Here is a 22,436-nt window from a genome sequence, read left to right as displayed (position 1 = left end):
GTTGGGCGATGGGTTAGCGGCGGGCGACTACAGAAAACAGATGCCAGTGTTTGCTGCGGCCGACTGCGGTTTTTCCGCTTCGGTCGATTTCTTCCAGCTCAATGATTTCCCAGCCGTGCAGCAGGTTTTGCAAGTGTGCGCGGCTGTGGATGGTCAATTTGGGGCTGTTGGCCCAGTCATCGCGTTCGCCAAAGAAGTGTCCGGCAAACAAACCGCCGTCGAGAAGCGCATCGCTTATGCGTTGCCAGAGTTGCCCGAAGGCCTCGGGTGGGCAGAACGGTAGGGCGAAGCTGCTGTTGATCAAGCTGGCAGTGGGGAGCTTGAAGTGTTCAAACGCGGCGCAATGGGATTCCAGCGCTTCCCGGTGCTCGGCCGGTACTTGCGCCTGCAGGCATTCAAGGGCCTGGGGTTCATTGTCAATCGCCACTACCTGCCAGCCACGGCGCAGTAGTTCGAGGGTGTCGCGCCCTGCACCGCAGCCAAGATCCAGCGCCAAGCCGGGGGGGCTGTTGCCAGCAGTCGAGGGCACGCAGCAAGGTGGGCTGGGCAGGAGCTCCTTGGGTAGCAGCGTAGAAGCGGTTCTTATCCACGCGGTCTGTCCTTAGAACGGTGCCGGGCACTCGAAGCGCATCCGCTCGCCTGTCTGCGGGTGAGTCAGGCTAAGCATGCTGGCGTGCAGGCACAGGCGCGAGTAGGCGGCCAGGGCTTGTTCGTGGGCATACAGGCCGTCGCCGAGCAGTGGGTGGCCGATCGACAGCATATGCACGCGCAACTGATGCGAACGACCGGTGATCGGTGTCAGTTCAACGCGGCAGTAATCGGTGCTGCGCTCCAGCACTTTCCAGTAAGTCAGTGCGTGCTTGCCTTGTTCATGATCAACCACGTGGCGTGGCTTGGTCGGTGGGTCGTAGCGCAGTGGCAGGTCGATACTGCCGCTGTCCAGTTCGGGCTGGCCCCAGCACAGCGCGGTGTAGGCTTTTTCGGTTTCGCGGTCGTGGAACTGGCGGGACAGCTCGCGGTGGCTGTCGGCGTCGCGGGCCAGGACGATGATCCCCGAGGTTTCCCAGTCCAGGCGATGAACGATGCGCGCTTCCGGGTAGCCGTTTTCCTGCAGGCGGGTCACCAGGCAATCGCGGTTATCCTCGGCGCGGCCGGGCACCGAAAGCWGCAGGGTGGGTTTGTTGATCACCAGCAGGGCGGCGTCCTGGTGGAGAATTTCGACATTCGACAGCGGCATGGGCTTTCCACAAATAGAAACGGCGGCCAGGGCCGCCGTTGCATGCTCTCAACCAATTAGCGGTCGGGGAGCGTGATGTTGAGTTCCAGAATGGAACAGCTGCCCTGGTTTTCCAGTGCAACCTGTACTTGATCCGAGTCGATATTCACGTACTTGCGGATCACCTCGACCAGTTCTTGCTGCAGGGCCGGCAGGTAGTCCGGCTGGCTGCGCTGGCCGCGCTCGTGGGCGACGATGATTTGCAGACGCTCTTTCGCAATGGACGCCGTGGTTTCTTTCTTGCGCTCACGAAAGAAGTCAAAAATGTTCATTCACGACCTCCAAACAGGCGTTGCATGAATCCCTTCTTCTGCACGTCGAGGAACCGATGTGCCACTTCCTTGCCCAGCAGGCGGTCTACCGCGTCGCTGTAGGCTTGGCCCGCGTCGCTCTGGTCATCGAGGATCACCGGCACGCCCTGGTTCGAGGCCTTGAGTACGGCTTGCGACTCAGGGATCACGCCGAGCAGGCGGATGGCGAGGATTTCCTCGACGTCTTCCACGCCGAGCATTTCGCCCTTGATCACGCGCTCTGGGTTGTAGCGGGTCAGCAGCAGATGTTCCTTGATCGGCTCTTCGCCTTTCTCGGCGCGGCGCGATTTACTCGCCAGCAGGCCGAGCATACGGTCCGAGTCACGTACCGAGGAGACTTCCGGGTTGGTCACGACAATCGCTTCATCGGCGAAGTACATGGCCAGGTGCGCGCCTTTTTCGATACCGGCCGGCGAGTCGCAGACCACGTATTCGAAGGTTTCGCGCAGTTCGTTGATGATTTTCTCGACGCCTTCCTGAGTCAGCGCGTCCTTGTCACGGGTCTGGCTGGCAGCCAGCACGTAGAGATTTTCCAGGCGCTTGTCTTTGATCAGCGCTTGCGACAGGGTCGCCTCGCCGTTGACCACATTGACGAAGTCATACACCACGCGGCGTTCGCAGCCCATGATCAGGTCGAGGTTGCGCAGGCCGACGTCGAAGTCGACGATGACAGTCTTGTGCCCGCGCAGGGCGAGGCCGGTACCGATGGCAGCGCTGGTGGTGGTTTTACCGACGCCACCTTTGCCGGACGTAACAACGAGGATCTTGGCCAAGGTGATTCACCCCAAAATGTAGAAAAAACGCAGGTTTCCGTGGCCTATCTCAGGCTTCCGGGTGCCCTGTCTGTGTCCTTGAAAAGTGGCGGCAGTATCCGTTAAAGGCGGGTGATGTTCAACACGTCACCCGACAGGCTGACATGCACCGCTTCGCCCCAGAGTGGGTCGCGGCGCAAGTCTTCGGCCACCTTGTACTGGCCGGCGATGGAGAGCAGTTCTGCGCCCATCTGCTGGCAGAAAATCCGCGCCTTGAGATTGCCCTTGATGCCGGCCAGTGCTCGGCCGCGCATCGGTGCGTAAACATGGATGTTGCCATCGGCGAGAAGTTCCGCGCCGGCGCTGACCGGGGCCAGGACGATCAGGTCGCCGCCCTGGGCGTACACCTGCTGGCCGCCACGCACTGGGCTGGTGATGATTTTGCTCGGTTTGAACTCAGGTTCAGCGGGTTTTTCCGGTTTTGGCGGCGCCAGGTCGATGGGGCGCTCGCGGGCGCCGGACGGCGGCAGTACGGGCAAATCCAGCGCTTCGGCGGCCGCTATATCGGCTTCGCGATTGGCGCGGATCGCCAGGGTGCGCAGGCCATGCTTGCGGCAGACCGCCATCAGCTCGGCCAAGTCGAGCACGCCTTCACCTTCCGGCAGCTTGTCCAGGGCCAGCACCAGCGGGGTATTGCTGAAGAAGGCCGGGGCCTGGGCGACTTTTTCGCTGAGCTGCTGGTCGAGGCGGGCGAGGTCGTTGTGCGCCAGCTCCATCACGGTGATGGCCAGCATGCTGCCTTTTAGCTGGAATACAGGGTCTTGTTCGAGGAGATCGGCTTGGCTCATGGTCTGCCTGATACGGCCCTTATTTAGAAACTGGGGGAAAAGTAAGCCGGACTTATAGCGAGAACGCCGCGCGCTCGCAAGTTGCGCGCCGCGAAACCAGGCAGCAAGCAAACTCCTGATAGAATGCCGCGCTTTATTGCGTGCCTCGGACCTGTGTTATGGATCGCCCTGTATTTCGCGCTTATTTCCTGCATCCACGTTTCTGGCTGTTGTGGCTGGGCCTGGGCCTGCTGTGGCTGATTGCCCAGCTGCCTTATAAGGTGCTGCTGTGGCTGGGGCGCTGTCTGGGCAGCGTGATGTATCGCCTGGCCAGTTCGCGGCGCAAGATCGCCGCGCGTAACCTGGAGTTGTGCTTTCCACAGATGCCCGCCGCCGAGCGCGAGGCGCTGTTAAAGGAAAACTTTGCTTCGACTGGCATCACCTTCTTTGAAATGGCCATTGCCTGGTGGTGGCCCGCCGAGCGCCTGCGTCGCTTGGGCAGCATCGAGGGTTTGGAGCATCTGCGTCAGGCCGAGGCTGATGGCCAGGGCGTGATCCTTATGGCGCTGCATTTCACCACTCTGGAGATGGGCGGTGGCCTGCTTGGCATGGCCCAGAACATGTACGGCATGTACCGCCCGCACAAGAATCCGCTGTTCGACTACGTGCAGCGTCGTGGCCGCGAGCAGCGTCTGCTCGGCGTGATTGGTCGTGATGATGTGCGCGGCATGCTCAAACTGCTGCGTGCCGGCGGGGTGGTCTGGTATGCGCCGGATCAGGACTACGGTGCCCAGCGCAGTGTGTTTGTGCCGCTGTTCGGTGTGCCGGCGGCCACTGTCACCGCCACCAGCAAGTTCGCCCGTATGGGTCGCGCTCAGGTGATTCCCTTTACCCAGCAGCGCCTGCCCGATGGCCAGGGCTATCGCCTGGTGATCCATCCGCCGCTGGCGGACTTCCCCACCGAGAGCGAAGAGGCAGACTGCCTGCGGGTCAATCAGTGGATCGAGCAGGCCATCAGCGTCTGCCCCGAGCAGTACCTGTGGGCGCATCGGCGCTTCAAGACGCGGCCGGAAGGCGAGCCGAAGCTCTATAAAAAGAAGCGCTAGTTTCTGACTTGGCCCGCCATCCAATTGGCGGGTTGTTCGGCTGRAGTTGGTTTTCTTGGCACCTGGTGGTTCCGCGAGCGCCTGACTGGCTCCTATACTGGCTAAAAAACAGTGGGATACAGCCTATGCCGCACACTGCTCCAACCAGTCAGCCGGTTACCGGGCTGATTCTCTCCGGCGGTGGCGCACGGGCGGCCTATCAGGTGGGCGTGCTGGCGGCGATTGCCGACCTGCTGCCCAATGCGGCGCACAATCCTTTTCCGGTTATCGTCGGCACCTCTGCGGGTGCGATCAATGCGGTGGGCCTGGCCTGCGGCGCGTTGCACTTCACCGAGGCCGTACGGCGGCTGACCAGCGTTTGGCAGGGCTTTCATACCCATCAGGTCTATCGCAGCGATTGGCCAGGCGTGCTGCGCCAGGCCAGCCGCTTTATTGGCCACAGCTTGCTCGGGTTGGGCGGCCAGGTGCCGGTGGCGCTGCTCGACAGTTCGCCGCTGGCCGATCTGCTCGGGCGCGAGCTGGATTTCAGTGGGATTGCCGCTGCTGTGCGTCACCGTCAGTTGCGCGCGGTAGCGGTGACCGCTTTCGGTTATGAAACCGGCCAGGCGGTGACCTTCTATCAAGGCCGCGCCACCATCGATCCCTGGTTCCGCCATCGACGGGTTGGTGTACCAACACGGCTGGCGCTTGAGCATCTGCTGGCCAGTGCCTCGATTCCGCTGATATTTCCGCCGGTGAAGATCAACCGTGAATACTTCGGCGATGGTGCCGTGCGGCAATCCGCACCGATCAGCCCAGCCCTGCACCTGGGGGCGACGCGGGTGCTGGTGGTCGGGGTCAGTGGCAACCCGGCTGCCGGGCCACAGGCTCAGCTGCCGGTGGTGCGCCCGCAGCACAGCCGGCCGCCGAGCCTGGCGCAGATCAGCGGGCATATGCTCAACAGCACCTTTATTGACAGCCTGGAAAGCGATATCGAGCTGCTTGAACGGCTTAATCAGATGGGCCGGCTGATTCCTGCCGAAAGCCATCCGCGTGGCCTGGGCCTTAAACCGGTGGATGTGCTGGTGATTTCCCCTAGTCAGCCGCTGGACCTGATTGCCGCGCGCCATCGCCACGAGCTGCCCAAGGCCCTGCGTTTGTTTCTGCGTGGCCCAGGGGCGACCAAGGCCAGCGGCGCCGGGGTGCTGAGTTACCTGCTGTTTGAACCGGGTTACTGCAATGAGCTGATTGAGCTGGGTTATCAGGACGCCATGGCGCAGAAAGCCCGCTTGATCGAGTTTCTCTGTCTGGACAGTCCGCCGGTGCCGGCGGTGATTCCGGTAACCGCCTAACCAGGCCATCACTCTTGTTTGATTCCGGCCGCCTGTGCGGCCAAATTCCTTTTCCGCGTGGCAGAGAAAACCGCGCCAAGGCGGGTGGCTGCATTTAAACTGCGCCTTCCCGATGCTTTCTGTCGCATTTGCGAAAGCAGCGGATTTCCTCGGGTTGGCGCTATAAGAAGTTGTCGCATGGCGGCAATGCCGGCCCCGGATCAGTCCCTACAATCCTTCACATCGCCTGCTATTGAATGCAGGTGTTCCTCGTCAGGAGAGCTCAGATGTCCGTTCAGCACGACCCGGTGCAGCGCGCCGATTTCGACCAGGTGATGGTGCCCAACTATGCACCCGCAGCCTTTATTCCAGTACGTGGCGCCGGTTCGCGCGTATGGGATCAGAGCGGTCGCGAGCTGATCGATTTTGCCGGTGGCATTGCCGTCAACGTGCTGGGCCACGCTCACCCGGCGCTGGTCAAGGCACTCACCGAGCAGGCGGGCAACCTCTGGCACGTATCCAACGTGTTTACCAACGAGCCGGCCCTGCGCCTGGCCAAAAAACTGATCGACGCCACCTTCGCCGAGCGCGTGTTCTTCTGTAACTCTGGCGCCGAAGCCAACGAGGCCGCGTTCAAGCTGGCCCGTCGCGTAGCGTTCGATAAGTTCGGCGAAGACAAGTGCGAAATCATCGCCGCGACCAACAGTTTTCACGGGCGCACCCTGTTTACCGTCAGCGTCGGTGGTCAACCGAAGTATTCCGACGGTTTCGGCCCGAAGATCCAGGGCATCAGCCACATTCCTTATAACGATATCGAGGCGCTGAAGGCCGCGGTATCCGATAAGACCTGCGCCGTGGTGCTGGAGCCGATTCAGGGTGAGGGCGGCGTGCTGCCGGCTGACCTGGCTTACCTGCAAGCGGCCCGCGAGCTGTGCGACAAGCACAATGCGCTGTTGGTGTTCGACGAAGTGCAGAGCGGCATGGGCCGCAGCGGTGAGCTGTTCGCCTATATGCACTACGGCGTCACTCCGGACATCCTCTCCAGCGCCAAGAGCCTGGGCGGCGGTTTCCCGATTGGCGCGATGCTCACCACCAGCGAGCTGGCCAAGCACCTGGCTGTCGGCACCCACGGCACCACTTACGGCGGCAACCCGCTGGCTTGCGCCGTCGGTGAAGCGGTGATCGACACCATCAACACCCCTGAAGTGCTGGCTGGCGTTAAAGCCAAGCATCAGCGTTTCAAAACCAAGCTGGAGCAAATCGGCCAGCAGTACGGCGTGTTTAGCGAAGTGCGCGGCCTCGGTCTGCTGATCGGTGCGGTGCTGTCCGATGCCTGGAAAGGCAAGGCCAAGGCAATTCTCGACGCCGCTGCGGTGGAAGGCGTGATGGTGCTGCAGGCCAGCCCGGATGTGGTGCGTTTCGCCCCAAGCCTGGTGGTTGAAGACGCCGATATCGATGAAGGTCTGGCGCGTTTCGAACGTGCCGTGGCCAAGCTGGCTCAAGCCTGATTGCCGGCCTGGTCCGTCGTTAACGCGGCGGACCAGGCTGCGCCCGCTCGACCCACGGATGGGTTGAGCTAACAGCAAGGAAGCCCGTCTCTGTGTGTGCCGCAGCGTTTGTTGCGGTTTTCTCTAGGCCGCCCGGTTTGGGCCGCTTGGAGCTTTTATCAAAAGGAGTGGCACCATGCTGGTGATGCGCCCCGCGCAAATGGCCGACCTCACTGAAGTGCAGCGTCTCGCCGCGGACAGCCCGGTTGGTGTGACTTCACTGCCGGACGACGCTGATCGTCTGCGCGAAAAGATTGCGGCCTCGGAGGCCTCGTTTTCCGCCGAAGTCAGCTTCAACGGTGAAGAAAGCTACTTCTTCGTTCTCGAGGACACGGAGAGCGGCCGCCTGGTCGGCTGCTCCGGCGTCGTCGCTTCGGCCGGCTATTCCGAGCCGTTCTACAGCTTTCGTAACGAAACCTTCGTGCACAACTCCCGCGAGCTGAAGATCCATAACAAGATCCACGTGCTCTCGTTGTGCCACGACCTCACCGGCAACAGCCTGCTGACCAGCTTCTACGTCGAGCGTCCGCTGGTGAACACCGCCTGGTCGGAACTCAATTCGCGCGGTCGCCTGCTGTTTCTCGCCAACCATCCGGAGCGCTTTGCCGATGCACTGGTGGTGGAGATCGTCGGTTACAGCGACGAGGCCGGTGATTCGCCGTTCTGGGATGCTGTGGGGCGCAATTTCTTCGATATGAACTACACCGAGGCCGAGCGCCTGTGTGGTTTGAAGAGCCGCACCTTCCTCGCCGAGCTGATGCCGCATTACCCGATCTACGTGCCGCTGCTGCCCGATGAGGCGCAAGAGGCCATGGGCCAGGTGCATCCACGGGCGCAGATCAGCTTCGACATTTTGATGCGCGAAGGCTTCGAGACTGACCACTACATCGACATCTTCGACGGTGGCCCGACCCTGCATGCGCGCACCTCGGGCATCCGTTCAATTGCCCAGAGCCGTGTGGTGCCGTTGCGCATCGGTGAGCCTGTTAAAGGTGGCCGGCCGTATCTGGTGAGTAACGGCCAGTTGCAGGATTTCCGCGCCATCGTTGTGGATCTTGATTGGGTGCCTGGCAAGCCGGTCACCCTGAGTTTGGCGGCCGCCGAGGCCCTGGGCGTCGGCGAAGGCGTCAGCGTACGCCTGGTTGCGGTTTAAGGAGTTAGCGCATGATCGTTCGTCCCGTCCGCAGCACCGATCTGCCGGCTCTGTTTCAGCTGGCCCGCAGTACCGGCGCAGGCCTGACTACGCTGCCCGCCAATGAGGAGCGCCTGGCGCACCGCGTGGGCTGGGCCGAGAAAACCTTCCGTGGTGAAGCCGCGCGTGCCGATGCCGACTACCTGTTCGTGCTCGAAGACGACAACGGCGAGGTGGTGGGTATCTCCGCCGTTGCTGGCGCCGTCGGCCTGCGCGAGCCTTGGTACAACTACCGGGTCGGCTTGACCGTCAGCGCCTCGCAGGAGCTGAACATCCACCGGCAGATCCCCACCCTGTTTCTCGCTAACGACCTGACCGGCAACTCCGAGCTGTGCTCGCTGTTTCTGCGCAGCGATCAGCGCAGCGGTCTGAATGGCCGGCTGCTGTCCAAGGCACGCTTTCTGTTTATCGCCGAATTCCGTGAGCTGTTTGGCGACAAGGTGATCGCGGAGATGCGCGGCATGTCCGATGAGCAGGGCCGTTCGCCGTTCTGGGAAAGCCTCGGTCGGCACTTCTTCAAGATGGAATTCAGCCAGGCCGACTACCTCACAGGCGTCGGCAACAAGGCTTTTATCGCCGAGCTGATGCCCAAGTTTCCGCTCTACACCTGCTTCCTTTCGGAGGATGCGCGCAACATTATCGGCCGCGTGCACCCGGACACCGAGCCGGCGCTGGCCATGCTCAAGGGCGAGGGTTTCAGCTATCAGGGCTATGTTGACATCTTCGACGCCGGCCCGGCCATAGAGGCCGAAACCGCGAAAATCCGTGCCGTGCAGGACAGTCAGGTGCTGGTGTTGGCTGTCGGTACTCCGGGCGACGACGCGCCGCGTTTCCTGATTCACAACCGCAAGCGCGAGGACTGCCGGATTACCGCAGCGCCAGCGCGCCTGGCCGCCGGCACCTTGGTGGTCGATGCGCAAACCGCCAAACGCCTGCAGATGTCGGCGGGCGATCAGGTGCGTGCGGTCGCGGTTTCCGCTCGCGGCTAAAGGCTGCTTGCCCAAGTAGTGCGACGCAGCTGTCTCTATTTGCCGATCCGGCGCAGGCCGGGTCTACACCTTGCTGGGAGTGATAAAACAAGATGAGCACTCATTACATTGCCGGTGCCTGGCACGCAGGCCAGGGTGAAGCCCTGGAATCGCTTAACCCGGTCAGCCAGGAAGCCATCTGGCAAGGCTTTGCTGCCAGCGCCGTACAGGTTGACGCTGCCGTACAGGCTGCCCGCGCCGCATTCCCTGCCTGGGCCTCGCGCTCGCTGGATGAGCGCATCGCCGTGCTTGAGCAGTTTGCCGCCACTCTGAAAAGCCATGCCGACGCCCTGGGTCACTGCATTGGCGAAGAAACCGGAAAGCCGCTGTGGGAAACCGCCACCGAAGTCACCAGCATGGTCAACAAGGTCGCCATCTCGGTGCAGAGCTACCGCGAGCGCACTGGTGAAAAGAGCGGCCCGCTTGCCGACGCCACCGCTGTGTTGCGGCACAAGCCGCATGGCGTGGTCGCAGTGTTCGGCCCTTACAACTTCCCCGGTCACCTGCCTAACGGCCATATCGTGCCGGCGCTGCTGGCGGGTAACTGCGTGGTGTTCAAGCCTAGCGAGCTGACTCCGAAAGTCGCCGAACTGACCGTCAAATGCTGGATCGAAGCCGGTCTGCCGGCAGGTGTGCTCAACCTGGTGCAAGGTGCGCGCGATACTGGTGTGGCCCTGGCTGCGCATGACGGCATCGATGGCCTGTTCTTCACCGGTTCCAGCCGCACCGGCAATCTGCTGCACAACCAATTCGCCGGTCGCCCAGGCAAGATCCTCGCCCTGGAAATGGGCGGCAACAACCCGCTGGTGGTGGATCAGGTCGCTGACCTCAACGCAGCGGTGTACACCATCATTCAGTCGGCCTTTATCTCCGCTGGCCAGCGCTGCACTTGCGCGCGCCGCCTGCTGGTGCCGCAAGGCGCGTGGGGCGATAGCCTGCTGGAGCGTCTGGTTGAGGTTGCTGCAAGTATCAAGGTCGGCAGTTTCGACGCCCAGCCTGCGCCCTTTATGGGCTCGGTGATTTCCCTGGCCGCCGCGCAGCACCTGATCAAGGCGCAGCAACACCTGCTGACCCAGGGCGCTAAACCTCTGCTGGAAATGACTCAGCCGTTGCAGGGCGCCGCCTTGCTCACCCCGGGCATCATCGATGTGACTGAGGTCGCCAATCGTCCGGATGAAGAGTTCTTCGGCCCGCTGCTGCAGGTGATTCGCTACGCCGATTTCGATGCTGCCATCGTTGAGGCCAACAACACCCAGTACGGCCTGGCCGCTGGCCTGCTGTCGGACTCCAAGGCGCGCTACGAGCAGTTCTGGCTGCAGAGCCGCGCCGGTATCGTCAACTGGAACAAGCAGCTGACCGGCGCCGCCAGCACCGCGCCATTCGGCGGTGTGGGTGCCTCTGGCAACCACCGCGCCAGCGCTTATTACGCGGCCGATTATTGCGCCTACCCGGTGGCCTCGCTGGAATCCGACAGCCTGAGCCTGCCTGCCACCCTGACACCCGGAGTTAGCCTGTGAGCAATGCATTTGAAGTGAATTTCGACGGTCTGGTCGGGCCGACTCACAACTACGGCGGCCTGTCTTACGGCAACGTTGCCTCGCAGAGCAACAGCCAGGCAGCGTCCAACCCGAAGGAAGCGGCCAAGCAGGGCCTGGCCAAGATGAAGGCCTTGATGGAAATGGGCTTCAAGCAGGGTGTACTGGCCCCGCAGGAACGCCCGAATGTCGCCGTGCTGCGCAGCCTGGGCTTTACCGGGACTGACGCGCAGGTGATCCAGAAGGCCGCGAAAGACGCCATGCCGCTGCTGGTCGCCAGCTGCTCGGCTTCCAGCATGTGGACGGCTAACGCCTGCACCGTCAGCCCGAGTGCTGATACTGCCGATGGTCGCGTGCATTTCACCGCTGCCAACCTCAACTGCAAATTCCACCGCTCGATCGAACACCCGACCACCAGCCGTGTGCTTGGCGCCATGTTCGCCAATGAGCAGCACTTCGCTCACCACGCGGCCTTGCCGGCAGTCGGTCAGTTCGGCGATGAAGGCGCGGCCAACCATACGCGCTTCTGCAAAGGCTACGGCGATGCCGGTGTGGAGTTCTTCGTATTCGGCCGCAGTGCCTTCGACAGCCGCTTCCCGGCTCCGCAGCGCTACCCGGCGCGGCAGACTCTGGAAGCTTCGCAGGCGGTTGCCCGTCTGCATGGCCTGAGCGATGAAGGCGTGGTTTACGCCCAGCAATCGCCGGCAGTGATCGATCAGGGCGTGTTCCACAACGACGTGATCGCCGTGGGCAATGGCGAGGTGCTGTTCTATCACCAGGACGCCTTCCTCGACACCGACAAGGTGCTGGCCGAGCTGAGCGAAAAGCTCGCCCGCCGTGGCGGCAGCTTCCAGGCTGTGTGCGTGCCGCGTGATGCGGTGACGGTGGAGGATGCGGTCAAGTCCTACCTGTTCAACAGCCAGCTGCTCAACCGCGCCGATGGCGGCATGTTGCTGATCGTGCCGGAAGAGTGCCGCAACAACGGCAATGTATGGCGCTACCTGGAGCAACTGACCAGCGGTAATGGGCCGATTCGCGAGGTCAAGGTCTTCGACCTCAAGCAGAGCATGCAGAACGGCGGCGGCCCGGCTTGCCTGCGCTTGCGCGTGGCGCTCAAGGAACACGAGCTGGCAGCGGTCAATCAAGGCGTGATCATGACGCCGACCCTGCACGACAGCCTCAACGTTTGGGTCGACAAGCACTACCGTGATCGCCTGAGCGAAAACGATCTGGCTGACCCACAATTGCTGAACGAATGCCGTGCGGCCTTGGACGAACTGACGCAGATCCTTAAACTGGGCGCGGTTTATCCATTCCAATTAGCTTAAATAGGGTGGCTCACGCTTTATCGATTCACCATGAGGGGTTTGTGGTGGATGTAAAAAGCGACATCCACCCTACGTCCAATACTGTGGAGATTTTATGAGCGACGCCCTGCAACTGATCCTCGAAGACACTGACGGCACCCAGCTGGAAACCTCCTGCACACGTTTTGCCGTGATCTGGCAGGGCCAGGAAATCTGGTTCCAGCAGGTTGGCAACAACCAGCTGATGATCGGTGTAGACGTGGAGGAGGGCGCTGCTGAGTACGCCAACTTGCTGCTGCGCCCACTGGCCACCAACCTGGTCAGCCTGGAGCTGGAGATGGAAGCGGCCGATCTGGCGGACGAAGATGACGATCATGTGCACGGTCCTGACTGCAACCACTAAGAACCCGTTTACGATCTGCTGCGCGTCGGCCCTGCTGCGTTAAAAGCAGGCTCGGAATGCTCATTTACAGCTCGTAAACTCCGCGTCCTCGCCTGCTTTTGCCTTGCATGGCTCTAGCTCGCGAGATCGTAAAAACGCTCTTCTGAGGAAACGCCCATGCTTGCCCTCGGCAAACTGCTTGAACTGACCCTGGCCGGCCACGAACCGGCAGCGAAGATTCAGCTGACCCCCGAGGGTACGCGTCTGCGTTGGCTGGCCGAAGGCGCGTTGGAAATAACGCCGCCGGTGGCCAGCGACAATGGCCTGGACCTGCTGCTGTCTGCCGGCATCCATGGCAACGAAACCGCGCCCATCGAGTTGCTCGACCGCCTGTTGCAGGGAATTGCCCGCAACCAGTTGAAGCCCCGCGCGCGCATTCTCTTTCTGTTCGGTAACCCCGCCGCCATGCGCAGCGGCGAGCGTTATATCGAGCAGGACATCAACCGCCTGTTCAACGGTCGCCACGATCAGCACACCGGTGCCGAAGCGTTGCGTGCCTGTGACCTGGAACATCTGGCAGCAACCTTCTTCAACAAGCCAGAACGCACCCGCCTGCATTACGACCTGCATACCGCGATTCGTGCATCGAAGATCGAGCAGTTCGCCCTTTATCCGTTTCAGGAAGGCCGCCCGCGCAGCCAACGTGAACTGGCGCGTCTCAGCGCTGCCGGAATTGAAGCGGTGCTGCTGCACAACAAAAGCTCGATCACCTTTAGCGCTTACACCTATACCCAGCTGGGGGCGGAAGCCTTCACCCTGGAGCTGGGCAAGGCGCGGCCGTTCGGGCAGAACGAGCTGGTCAACCTCGACCTGCTCGAACTGCATCTGCAGGCGCTGATCGAAGGCCGCGAGCCAGAGGGTGCTACGGATGATCTGGGCGAGCTCAAGCTGTTTGCCGTAGCGCGCGAGGTGATCAAGCACAGCGACGCCTTCAAGCTGCACTTGCCGGCCGATATCGAGAACTTCAGTGAATTGCCGCTTGGCTACTTGTTGGCCGAGGATCTGGCCGACACCCGTTGGGTGGTGGATGAGCCAGGCGCACGGATCATCTTCCCCAATCCCAAGGTCAAGAACGGCCTGCGCGCCGGCATCCTGATAGTTCCCGCCGAAGACGTGCAATTAGCCTGAGCCAGTTACGATCTGCTGCGCGTCGGCCCTGCTGCGTTGAAAGCAGGCTCGGAATGCTCATGTACAGCAGTACACTCCGCTTCCTCGCCTGTTTTCGCCTTTCATTGCTCTAGCTCGCGAGATCCTATAGCGATTTTGAGCCGCAATCTGTCCTGCTGCTAATCGCCTGATCTGTACCTTGTTTGCCTGAGGGGCGCGCTTTAGCATCGGGCTTTAGCCCCATCTAAGGACTGCCCGCCATGCCCGTTATCGACCTGCGCAGCGACACCGTCACCCAGCCGACTCCTGGTATGCGCGAGGCCATGCAAGCCGCCGAACTGGGCGATGATGTGTATGGCGAAGACCCTACGGTGAACCGTCTGGAGCAATTTCTGGCAGCCGAGTTGGGTTTCGAAGCTGCGCTGTTTGTGCCCACTGGCACCATGAGCAACTTGCTCGGGTTGATGGCCCATTGCGCGCGCGGCGACGAATATATCGTCGGCCAGCAGGCGCACACCTATAAATACGAAGGCGGCGGCGCGGCGGTACTTGGCTCGATCCAGCCGCAGCCGATTGAGGGCGAAGCCGATGGCTCGCTGGACCTGGCCAAGGTCGAAGCTGCTATTAAACAGGATGACTTCCACTTCGCCCGCACCCGCTTGCTCGCGTTGGAAAACACCATGCAGGGCAAGGTGCTGCCGCAGGCCTATCTGCAGGCCGCGCGTGAGCTGACCACGCGACGCGGCCTGGCCCTGCATCTGGACGGCGCGCGGTTGTATAACGCGGCGGTCAAGCTGGGCGTGCCAGCACGGGAAATTACTCAATACTTCGATTCGGTGTCGGTGTGCCTGTCCAAGGGCCTCGGCGCACCGATTGGCTCGGTGTTGTGTGGCTCGGTCGAGCTGATCGGCAGGGCGCGGCGTTTGCGCAAAATGGTCGGCGGCGGTATGCGCCAGGCCGGCATGCTCGCTGCGGCCGGCTTGTATGCCTTGCAACATCAGGTAGCGCGCCTGGCCGAGGACCACGCCAACGCCGAGCGCTTGGCCGCAGGCCTGCGTGAGCTGGGCTATCCGGTGGAGTCGGTGCAGACCAATATGGTCTACGCCCAGGTTGGCGAGCAGGCTAGTGCGCTGAAGGCCTTCTGCGCCGAGCGCGGGATCAAGCTCACCGCCGCGCCACGGCTGCGCATGGTCACTCACCTGGATATCTCCACTGCGGATATCGATCAGGTGGTCGCAGCTTTTGCAGAATTCCGTTCGCATTGAGCGAATAGTGAGCAGTTAATAGCTGTTATCTATCAATAAAGGCACTAGCCCCCTAGCGCAGGCCCGATATAATGCGGCCCTTTGCCGGCTTTGTCGTGGCCGCTGGTTTTTGGAAGATTCCTATGAAAAGCGCAGAAATCCGTGAAGCCTTCCTCAGCTTCTTCGAACAGAAGGGACACACCCGTGTCGCCTCCAGCTCCCTGATTCCGGGCAATGACCCGACCCTGCTGTTCACCAACGCGGGGATGAACCAGTTCAAGGATTGCTTCCTCGGCCTGGAAAAGCGCGCCTACACCCGCGCCGCCACCAGCCAGAAGTGCGTGCGTGCCGGCGGCAAGCACAACGACCTGGAAAACGTCGGTTACACCGCACGTCACCACACCTTCTTCGAAATGCTCGGCAACTTCAGCTTTGGCGACTATTTCAAGCGCGACGCCATTCACTTCGCCTGGGAGTTCCTCACCGGCGAAAACTGGCTGAAGCTGCCCAAGGAAAAGCTCTGGGTCACCGTCTACGCCACCGATGACGAGGCCTACGACATCTGGACCAAGGAAGTCGGCGTTCCTGTCGAACGCATGATCCGTATCGGCGACAACAAAGGCGCGCCGTACGCGTCCGACAACTTCTGGACCATGGGCGATACCGGCCCGTGCGGCCCGTGCACCGAGATTTTCTTCGACCATGGCGAGCACATCTGGGGTGGCCCACCCGGTTCGCCAGAGGAAGATGGCGACCGCTACATCGAAATCTGGAACAACGTCTTTATGCAGTTCAACCGCACCGCTGACGGCGTATTGCACCCGCTGCCGGCGCCGAGCGTGGACACCGGCATGGGCCTGGAGCGCGTTAGTRCGGTGCTGCAGCACGTCAATTCGAACTACGAGATCGACTTGTTCCAGAGCCTGCTCAACGCTGCGGCCAAGGCCATCGGCTGCACCAACGAAGCTCAGGCTTCGCTGAAAGTGGTGGCTGACCATATCCGTTCGTGCGGCTTCCTGATTGCCGACGGCGTGACACCGTCTAACGAAGGTCGTGGCTACGTGCTGCGCCGCATCATCCGCCGCGCCTGCCGTCACGGGAACAAGCTGGGTGCCAAGGGCAGCTTCTTCTACCAGATCGTTGCCGCGCTTGTGGCCGAGATGGGCGATGCCTTCCCTGAGCTGAAACAACAGCAGGCGCATATCGAGCGCGTGCTGAAAACCGAAGAAGAGCAGTTCGCCAAGACCCTGGAACAGGGCCTGAAGATTCTCGAGCAGGATCTGGCCGAGCTGAAAGGCACCGTCATTCCGGGCGATGTGATCTTCAAGCTATACGACACCTTCGGCTTCCCGATGGACCTCACCGGCGACATCGCCCGTGAGCGCGAGCTGACTCTGGACGAAGAAGGCTTCGAGCGCGAGATGCAGGCGCAGCGCGAGCGCGCTCGTTCCGCCAGCGCGTTCGGCATGGATTACAACAGCCTGGTCAAGGTCGACAGTGACACTGCGTTCCTCGGTTACCAGGGCACCAGCGGCAGCGGCAAGATCATTGCGCTGTTCAAAGCTGGTCAGGCAGTCGACAGTCTGGGCGAAGGCGAGGAGGGCGTTGTCGTTCTCGATCAGACGCCGTTCTATGCCGAATCCGGTGGCCAGGTCGGTGACTGTGGCTTCCTTGAGGGCGCAGGTGTGCGTTTCGATGTGCGTGATACCACCAAGGCTGGTGGCGCGTTCTTGCACCACGGCGTCGCGGCCAAAGGCGGCTTGAGCGTCGGCACCTCGGTCAAGGCCGAAGTGGACGCCAGCGTGCGTCAGGCCACTGCGCTCAATCACTCAGCGACCCACTTGCTGCATGCTGCGCTGCGTCAGGTGCTGGGTGAGCACGTGACCCAGAAGGGCTCGCTGGTCGACAGTCAGCGTCTGCGTTTTGACTTCAGCCACTTTGAGGCGATCACTCCAGCGCAACTGAAAGAGCTGGAAACCATCGTTAACCGTGAAGTACGCGGCAACAGCGAAGTGGAAACCCTGGAAACCGACATCGAAACCGCCAAGGCCAAGGGAGCCATGGCGCTGTTCGGTGAGAAGTACGGCGATCAGGTGCGTGTATTGAGCATGGGTGGTGACTTCTCCGTTGAGCTGTGCGGCGGCACTCACGTCAAGCGCACTGGCGATATCGGCCTGTTTAAGATCACCAGCGAAAGCGGTGTGGCGGCTGGTGTGCGTCGAATTGAAGCGGTCACCGGCGCCGCAGCCTTCGCTTACCTGAATGGCGCGGAAGAGCAGCTGAAAGAAGCTGCGGCGCTGGTCAAAGGCAGTCGCGACAACCTCCTGGACAAGCTCGCCGGTGTGCTGGAGCGCAACCGTCAGCTGGAAAAAGAGCTGGAGCAGCTCAAGGCCAAGGCCGCTAGCGCGGCGGGCAATGACCTGGCCGGTTCGGCTGTCGACGTCAAAGGCATCAAGGTGCTGACTGCGCGTCTCGACGGCCTGGACGGCAAGGCGCTGCTGGCGATGGTCGATCAGCTGAAGAACAAGTTGGGCAGTGCAGTCATCCTGCTCGGCGGCGTGCAGGACGACAAGGTTGTGCTGGTGGCCGGTGTAACCCAGGATCTGACTGCCAAGCTGAAAGCCGGCGAGCTGATGAAGCAGGCGGCTGCGGCTGTCGGCGGTAAGGGCGGTGGTCGCCCGGATATGGCCCAGGGCGGCGGCGTCGATGCGGCGGCTCTTGATGGTGCGCTGGCGTTGGCTGTTGCCTTCGCTGAGCAGGGGCTGTAAACGCCTGATTCCCCGGATGTACAGCCCAAGGCCCGGTATACGCCCGGCGGGCCTTGGCAGGGTATTGAGTTATCTGTTTAATGGGCGCCCTTCACGGGCTGAGGCGGCTTTGAAATGGCTTTGATCGTACAGAAATTTGGCGGCACCTCCGTCGGCACTGTTGAGCGTATTCAGCAGGTGGCCGCGAAGGTGAAGAAATTCCGCGAAAACGGCGATGACATTGTGGTTGTGGTTTCCGCCATGAGCGGTGAAACCAATCGCCTGATCGATCTGGCCAAACAGGTCAGTGATGGTCAGCCGGTACCGCGTGAACTCGACGTGATGGTTTCCACCGGTGAGCAGGTGACGATTGCCCTGTTGGCTATGGCGCTGATCAAGCTGGGCGTGCCAGCGGTGTCCTATACCGGCAACCAGGTGCGCATCCTGACGGACAGCGCGCACAACAAAGCGCGCATCCTGCAGATCGATGACCAGAAGCTGCGTGCCGACCTCAAGGCCGGTCGTGTGGTGGTGGTCGCGGGTTTCCAGGGTGTTGACGAGCACGGCAATATCACCACCCTCGGTCGTGGCGGTTCCGACACCACCGGTGTGGCGCTGGCTGCTGCGCTGAAGGCCGATGAGTGCCAGATCTACACCGACGTTGATGGTGTCTACACCACCGACCCACGTGTGGTGCCGCAGGCCCAACGTTTGGAAAAGATCACCTTCGAAGAGATGCTGGAAATGGCCAGCCTCGGTTCCAAGGTGCTGCAGATTCGCTCGGTGGAGTTCGCCGGCAAGTACAACGTCCCGCTGCGCGTGCTGCACAGCTTCCAAGAGGGGCCGGGCACCCTCATTACCCTTGATGAAGAGGAATCCATGGAACAGCCGATCATCTCCGGCATCGCTTTCAACCGCGACGAAGCCAAGCTGACCATCCGTGGCGTACCGGACATCCCGGGCGTGGCGTTCAAAATTCTCGGCCCGATCAGTGCTGCGAACATCGAAGTGGACATGATCGTGCAGAACGTTGCGCACGATAACACCACCGATTTCACCTTCACCGTGCACCGCAATGACTACACCGCGGCGCAGCAGGTGCTGGAAAACACCGCCCGCGAGCTGGGTGCGCGCGAAGTGATCGGCGACACCAAGATTGCCAAGGTGTCCATCGTTGGCGTTGGCATGCGTTCTCACGCCGGTGTTGCCAGCCGCATGTTCGAGGCGCTGGCCAAGGAAAACATCAATATCCAGATGATCTCGACCTCGGAGATCAAAGTCTCCGTGGTAATCGAGGAGAAATATCTGGAGTTGGCGGTGCGCGCCCTGCACACTGCTTTTGAACTGGATGCCCCGGCCCGTCAGGGCGACTGAGGCATTATCCGAAAGGCGCGGTTTATCCCGCGCCTTTTGTCTTTTTGGTTGGCATGAGCAGGAACTTTCTTTCTGCTCACACTAGTCAATACTTGGGTGAAGGCTCTGCTTGAGATGTTCGGGGCTGCCACCATTTTCTTTTTTGCAGACTGTTGTTGTCCTGAACTGAAATCCGTAAGGAGAAAGGAATGCTGATTCTGACTCGCCGGGTCGGAGAGACCCTGATGGTGGGTGACGAAGTCACTGTCACCGTGTTGGGCGTTAAAGGTAATCAGGTGCGCATTGGCGTTAACGCGCCGAAAGAGGTTGCCGTGCACCGCGAAGAAATTTACCAGCGCATCCAGAAAGAGAAAGGCGAAGAACCAAGCCACTAATTTTTATCGAAATTTTGGCTTTGCAAACGGGGAAAACATGGTTATCATGCGCCCCGTGTTGCGGAGAGGTGGCCGAGTGGCCGAAGGCGCTCCCCTGCTAAGGGAGTACATCTCAAAAGGGTGTCGGGGGTTCGAATCCCCCCTTCTCCGCCATTATTTAGTGCTGTAGGCGTTGATTTAGAAGTCTACAGTGCAAGCGTTACATGCACTCATAGCTCAGCTGGATAGAGTACTCGGCTACGAACCGAGCGGTCGGAGGTTCGAATCCTCCTGAGTGCACCAAATCGGAATGGCTTGCAGCGATGCAGGCCATTTTGTTTCAGCCAGCGGTGATCTGGTTAAAAAGCGCCACTTGCACTCATAGCTCAGCTGGATAGAGTACTCGGCTACGAACCGAGCGGTCGGAGGTTCGAATCCTCCTGAGTGCACCAAATCGGAATGGCTTGCAGCGATGCAGGCCATTTTGTTTCAACCAGCGGTGATCTGGTTAAAAAGCGCCATTTGCACTCATAGCTCAGCTGGATAGAGTACTCGGCTACGAACCGAGCGGTCGGAGGTTCGAATCCTCCTGAGTGCACCAAACAAGAAGGGCCTGCAGCGATGCAGGCCCTTTTTTATTGGTCAAATTCAGCGTTTGGTCTTGCCTTTGACGCAGCCGGCTTCATCAAAACTCACATTGCGCTTGTTGCCTTTCTTGCCCTGGTAAACGTAGCGCGTCTGGCCGTTCTGTTCGGTGACCTTGTCAGGCTTGCCGAGGCTGCTCTCGACATCGCTGCGGCTCATGCCCAGGCGTATCTGCTGCTTGATGATGGCGGCGCGTCGTTCGCTGCTGCTCAGGTGGTTGCCGCAACCGTCCTGCTTCACGCCGATCACTGTCAGCTCATACTCATCTTTCTTCTTGTTCTCGCGGCTCGCCTTGCGCGGTTTGGCCAGTGGCACCGGTTTACCGCTGCCGGGTGTGGGGTTGTAGGCCTGCTGCAAGCTCTGGTTGTGCGCGTCGGGGCAGCCTTGGCGGGTGAAGGTGACGTGGCCTTTGGCGTCTTCGCAGCGAAATACCGTTGAGCTGAGTGTGGGCAGCGGGCAAAGCAGAATGGCGCAGAAAGCTGCGCAGCGCAGTCCATGCATGGTGCGTCCTCCGTGACGGTCCATGTGCAAGGGTAGTTCATGCCTTTGTCTGCGCCAGGCGTGCCTTTGCCAATGTCTGGCACGTCGCAGTTACAGATGTGCAGGCGCGCTTAAGTTTGTCGTGCAAGCGCTTGTTCTAGGATTGTTTTTGTCACATGCAAAGCGCCTGGGCGGTGGTATCATTCGCCGCGTCAGCCCCGCCGGGGCTTGTGGAAAACCACCATGGACTTACCCAGTAGTTACTCTGAATCTCGATTGTGCAATCACGTGTTGACTGATTGACCCTCCGTGGCGTGCGCTGCCGCTGGGGGTGGAGCGCGCCATGACTGAAGTAGAAGCAAAAAAACCGCAGGAAAGCCTGCAGCATCGCCTGGCCCAGGTGGTCGAGCTGCTGCATCGGCACAAATTGGTCGAAGACCTGACTCACCGTCAGGAAGGCCAGCACCACGGCCGGGTGGAAAACCTGGTGCATCGGCAGAACCTCGCCGAATTGCAACGCAAGCTCGATGAGCTGCACTCCGCCGACGTTGCCCACATTCTCGAAGCCTTGCCGCTTGATGACCGTCTGACTGTCTGGCAGCTGGTCAAAGTCGAGCGCGACGGCGATATCCTCCTCGAAGTGTCCGACGCGGTGCGTGAAACCCTGCTCGCGGACATGGACGACCACGAAATTCTCGCCGCCGCCAGGGACATGGACGCCGACGAACTGGCCGACCTGGCCTCCGAGCTGCCGCGCGATGTTGTGCATGAGCTGATGGAAACCCTCGATGCGCAGCAGCGTGAGCGCGTGCGCTCGGCGTTGTCCTACGAGGAAGATCAGGTCGGCGCGCTGATGGACTTCGAGATGGTCACCATCCGCGAAGACGTCAGCCTGGAAGTGGTTTTGCGTTATCTGCGCCGCCTCAAGGAGCTGCCGGGGCACACCGACAAGCTGTTTGTGGTCGACTACGACGGCGTGCTCAAGGGTGTGCTGCCGGTCAAGCGTTTGCTGGTCAATGATCCGGAGAAGCTGGTCAGCGAGGTTATGGCCACCGACCCGGTAAGTTTCCATCCGGATGAGGACGGCTACGACGCCGCGCAGGCGTTCGAGCGTTACGACCTGATTTCTACGCCGGTGGTGGACAAGAACGGCAAGCTGATCGGCCGTTTGACCATCGATGAAATGGTCGACCTGATCCGTGAGGAGAGCGAAAGCGAAGTCCTCAATATGGCCGGTCTGCGCGAGGAAGAAGACATCTTCGCCTCGGTGTGGAAATCCCTGCGCAACCGCTGGGCCTGGCTGGCGATCAACCTGGTAACGGCCTTTATGGCGTCACGGGTGATCGGCCTATTCGAGGATTCCATCGAGAAGCTGGTGGCTCTGGCAGCGCTGATGCCGATTGTTGCGGGCATCGGTGGTAACTCGGGTAACCAAACCATCACCATGATCGTACGCGCCATGGCGCTGGATCAGGTCAGTACCGGTAATACCTCGCGGCTGATTCGCAAGGAACTGGGCGTTGGCCTGGTCAATGGCATCGTCTGGGGTGGGGTGATTGGCGTGGTGGCCTACCTGCTCTATGACAGCTGGTCGCTGGGCGTGGTGATGACTGCTGCGATGATCCTGAACCTACTGTTGGCGGCGTTGATGGGGGTGTTGATCCCGATGACGCTGGTGCGTATGGGGCGTGATCCGGCTTTGGGCGCGAGTGTGATGATCACTGCGGTAACCGATAGCGGTGGCTTCTTTATCTTCCTGGGCTTGGCCAGCCTGTTCCTGCTCTAGCGGCCTGCTGGGGTATGACGCTTTCTCTACAGAAAATGTCTCATTAGGCTGCTCTGGGTTTGCTTCA

Annotated in this window: 20 protein-coding genes and 4 tRNA genes; 18 read left to right on the top strand and 6 right to left on the bottom strand. The window is 61.0% G+C overall.

Annotated features, from left to right (window positions below):
- Positions 1–13: 13 nt before the first annotated feature.
- The 5 genes from P3C18_RS18560 to minC form a co-directional block, all read right to left on the bottom strand.
- Positions 14–529: a class I SAM-dependent methyltransferase gene (locus P3C18_RS18560; RefSeq protein ID WP_346015638.1), complete on the bottom strand. Its 516-nt coding sequence runs from the start codon at positions 527–529 to the stop codon at positions 14–16.
- Positions 530–601: 72 nt separating this feature from the next.
- Positions 602–1,237 carry an RluA family pseudouridine synthase gene (locus P3C18_RS18555; RefSeq protein ID WP_275963284.1) on the bottom strand — a complete coding sequence of 212 codons (636 nt, stop codon included), beginning with the start codon at positions 1,235–1,237 and terminating at the stop codon, positions 602–604.
- A 56-nt stretch (positions 1,238–1,293) separates the two neighbouring features.
- Positions 1,294–1,548, bottom strand: coding sequence for a cell division topological specificity factor MinE (gene minE, locus P3C18_RS18550; RefSeq protein ID WP_025165363.1), 255 nt, complete (start codon positions 1,546–1,548; stop codon positions 1,294–1,296).
- The gene (gene minD / locus P3C18_RS18545) at positions 1,545–2,360 is read right to left on the bottom strand and encodes a septum site-determining protein MinD (protein ID WP_275963283.1); all 816 of its coding nucleotides are present in this window, start codon (positions 2,358–2,360) and stop codon (positions 1,545–1,547) included. Before minD ends, minE begins: the two co-directional genes overlap by 4 nt.
- A 101-nt stretch (positions 2,361–2,461) precedes the next feature.
- Positions 2,462–3,187, bottom strand: a complete 726-nt coding sequence (gene minC / locus P3C18_RS18540) for a septum site-determining protein MinC (RefSeq protein ID WP_275963282.1) — start codon at positions 3,185–3,187, stop codon at positions 2,462–2,464.
- Positions 3,188–3,345: 158 nt separating this feature from the next.
- On the opposite strand from minC, the gene P3C18_RS18535 reads away from it, so the two are divergent.
- The 17 genes from P3C18_RS18535 (at position 3,346) to P3C18_RS18455 (ending at position 20,059) form a co-directional block, all read left to right on the top strand.
- Entirely contained in the window at positions 3,346–4,272 is a 927-nt protein-coding gene (locus P3C18_RS18535; protein WP_275963281.1) for a lipid A biosynthesis lauroyl acyltransferase, read from the top strand.
- Between the two features lie 125 nt (positions 4,273–4,397).
- Positions 4,398–5,603 (top strand): patatin-like phospholipase family protein, encoded by a 1,206-nt coding sequence (locus P3C18_RS18530; protein WP_275963280.1) that lies wholly within the window; start codon positions 4,398–4,400, stop codon positions 5,601–5,603.
- Positions 5,604–5,869: 266 nt separating this feature from the next.
- Positions 5,870–7,090, top strand: a complete 1,221-nt coding sequence (locus tag P3C18_RS18525; RefSeq protein WP_275963279.1) for an aspartate aminotransferase family protein — start codon at positions 5,870–5,872, stop codon at positions 7,088–7,090.
- Positions 7,091–7,265: 175 nt separating this feature from the next.
- On the top strand, positions 7,266–8,282 hold the full coding sequence (gene aruF, locus P3C18_RS18520; RefSeq protein WP_275963278.1) for an arginine/ornithine succinyltransferase subunit alpha: 1,017 nt from the start codon (positions 7,266–7,268) through the stop codon (positions 8,280–8,282).
- 11 nt (positions 8,283–8,293) lie between these two features.
- Complete coding sequence (astA, locus tag P3C18_RS18515) at positions 8,294–9,310, top strand: arginine N-succinyltransferase (protein ID WP_275963277.1); 1,017 nt, start codon at positions 8,294–8,296, stop codon at positions 9,308–9,310.
- Positions 9,311–9,402: 92 nt separating this feature from the next.
- Positions 9,403–10,866, top strand: a complete 1,464-nt coding sequence (gene astD, locus P3C18_RS18510; protein ID WP_275963276.1) for a succinylglutamate-semialdehyde dehydrogenase — start codon at positions 9,403–9,405, stop codon at positions 10,864–10,866.
- On the top strand, positions 10,863–12,212 hold the full coding sequence (gene astB, locus P3C18_RS18505) for an N-succinylarginine dihydrolase (protein WP_275963275.1): 1,350 nt from the start codon (positions 10,863–10,865) through the stop codon (positions 12,210–12,212). Before astD ends, astB begins: the two co-directional genes overlap by 4 nt.
- Before the next feature lie 94 nt (positions 12,213–12,306).
- Entirely contained in the window at positions 12,307–12,594 is a 288-nt protein-coding gene (locus P3C18_RS18500; RefSeq protein ID WP_275963274.1) for a topoisomerase II, read from the top strand.
- A 156-nt stretch (positions 12,595–12,750) separates the two neighbouring features.
- Positions 12,751–13,761 (top strand): succinylglutamate desuccinylase, encoded by a 1,011-nt coding sequence (gene astE, locus P3C18_RS18495; RefSeq protein ID WP_275963273.1) that lies wholly within the window; start codon positions 12,751–12,753, stop codon positions 13,759–13,761.
- Positions 13,762–14,000: 239 nt separating this feature from the next.
- A complete protein-coding gene (gene ltaE / locus P3C18_RS18490; RefSeq protein ID WP_275963272.1) occupies positions 14,001–15,005 on the top strand; it encodes a low-specificity L-threonine aldolase in 1,005 nt (334 codons plus the stop codon).
- Between the two features lie 122 nt (positions 15,006–15,127).
- Positions 15,128–17,752 carry an alanine--tRNA ligase gene (gene alaS / locus P3C18_RS18485; RefSeq protein WP_275963271.1) on the top strand — a complete coding sequence of 875 codons (2,625 nt, stop codon included), beginning with the start codon at positions 15,128–15,130 and terminating at the stop codon, positions 17,750–17,752.
- A 114-nt stretch (positions 17,753–17,866) separates the two neighbouring features.
- Positions 17,867–19,105, top strand: coding sequence for an aspartate kinase (locus P3C18_RS18480; protein ID WP_275963270.1), 1,239 nt, complete (start codon positions 17,867–17,869; stop codon positions 19,103–19,105).
- 188 nt (positions 19,106–19,293) lie between these two features.
- Positions 19,294–19,479 carry a carbon storage regulator CsrA gene (gene csrA / locus P3C18_RS18475; protein ID WP_025165378.1) on the top strand — a complete coding sequence of 62 codons (186 nt, stop codon included), beginning with the start codon at positions 19,294–19,296 and terminating at the stop codon, positions 19,477–19,479.
- A 62-nt stretch (positions 19,480–19,541) separates the two neighbouring features.
- Positions 19,542–19,632 (top strand) — tRNA-Ser (locus tag P3C18_RS18470).
- Between the two features lie 52 nt (positions 19,633–19,684).
- Positions 19,685–19,761, top strand: a tRNA-Arg gene (locus P3C18_RS18465).
- 72 nt (positions 19,762–19,833) lie between these two features.
- Positions 19,834–19,910: transfer RNA gene (locus tag P3C18_RS18460), tRNA-Arg, on the top strand.
- A gap of 72 nt (positions 19,911–19,982) precedes the next feature.
- Positions 19,983–20,059, top strand: a tRNA-Arg gene (locus tag P3C18_RS18455).
- A gap of 47 nt (positions 20,060–20,106) precedes the next feature.
- On the opposite strand, the gene P3C18_RS18450 is transcribed toward P3C18_RS18455, so the two are convergent.
- Positions 20,107–20,604, bottom strand: a complete 498-nt coding sequence (locus P3C18_RS18450) for a DUF4124 domain-containing protein (protein WP_275963269.1) — start codon at positions 20,602–20,604, stop codon at positions 20,107–20,109.
- 322 nt (positions 20,605–20,926) lie between these two features.
- Here P3C18_RS18450 and mgtE point away from each other — a divergent pair, with 322 nt between their 5' ends.
- The gene (gene mgtE, locus P3C18_RS18445; RefSeq protein WP_275963268.1) at positions 20,927–22,369 is read left to right on the top strand and encodes a magnesium transporter; all 1,443 of its coding nucleotides are present in this window, start codon (positions 20,927–20,929) and stop codon (positions 22,367–22,369) included.
- The last annotated feature ends 67 nt before the right edge of the window (positions 22,370–22,436 follow it).

The sequence above is a fragment of the Pseudomonas sp. 1928-m genome, from assembly GCF_029269135.1.
Classification (GTDB): Bacteria; Pseudomonadota; Gammaproteobacteria; order Pseudomonadales; family Pseudomonadaceae; genus Aquipseudomonas.
The sequence above is the reverse complement of the archived record's forward strand: the minus strand, read 5'-3'. Positions and strand labels throughout refer to the sequence as shown.

Bases quoted from the DNA above. Each gene is read 5' to 3' on its own strand.
- P3C18_RS18480 (WP_275963270.1), top strand. From the start codon at position 17,867: ATGGCTTTGATCGTACAGAAATTTGGCGGCACCTCCGTCGGCACTGTT.
- mgtE (WP_275963268.1), top strand. From the start codon at position 20,927: ATGACTGAAGTAGAAGCAAAAAAACCGCAGGAAAGCCTGCAGCATCGC.
- P3C18_RS18525 (WP_275963279.1), top strand. From the start codon at position 5,870: ATGTCCGTTCAGCACGACCCGGTGCAGCGCGCCGATTTCGACCAGGTG.
- astE (WP_275963273.1), top strand. From the start codon at position 12,751: ATGCTTGCCCTCGGCAAACTGCTTGAACTGACCCTGGCCGGCCACGAA.
- P3C18_RS18530 (WP_275963280.1), top strand. From the start codon at position 4,398: ATGCCGCACACTGCTCCAACCAGTCAGCCGGTTACCGGGCTGATTCTC.
- astA (WP_275963277.1), top strand. From the start codon at position 8,294: ATGATCGTTCGTCCCGTCCGCAGCACCGATCTGCCGGCTCTGTTTCAG.
- minC (WP_275963282.1), bottom strand. From the start codon at position 3,187: ATGAGCCAAGCCGATCTCCTCGAACAAGACCCTGTATTCCAGCTAAAA.
- P3C18_RS18450 (WP_275963269.1), bottom strand. From the start codon at position 20,604: ATGCATGGACTGCGCTGCGCAGCTTTCTGCGCCATTCTGCTTTGCCCG.
- ltaE (WP_275963272.1), top strand. From the start codon at position 14,001: ATGCCCGTTATCGACCTGCGCAGCGACACCGTCACCCAGCCGACTCCT.
- csrA (WP_025165378.1), top strand. From the start codon at position 19,294: ATGCTGATTCTGACTCGCCGGGTCGGAGAGACCCTGATGGTGGGTGAC.
- P3C18_RS18500 (WP_275963274.1), top strand. From the start codon at position 12,307: ATGAGCGACGCCCTGCAACTGATCCTCGAAGACACTGACGGCACCCAG.
- aruF (WP_275963278.1), top strand. From the start codon at position 7,266: ATGCTGGTGATGCGCCCCGCGCAAATGGCCGACCTCACTGAAGTGCAG.
- astD (WP_275963276.1), top strand. From the start codon at position 9,403: ATGAGCACTCATTACATTGCCGGTGCCTGGCACGCAGGCCAGGGTGAA.
- P3C18_RS18535 (WP_275963281.1), top strand. From the start codon at position 3,346: ATGGATCGCCCTGTATTTCGCGCTTATTTCCTGCATCCACGTTTCTGG.
- minE (WP_025165363.1), bottom strand. From the start codon at position 1,548: ATGAACATTTTTGACTTCTTTCGTGAGCGCAAGAAAGAAACCACGGCG.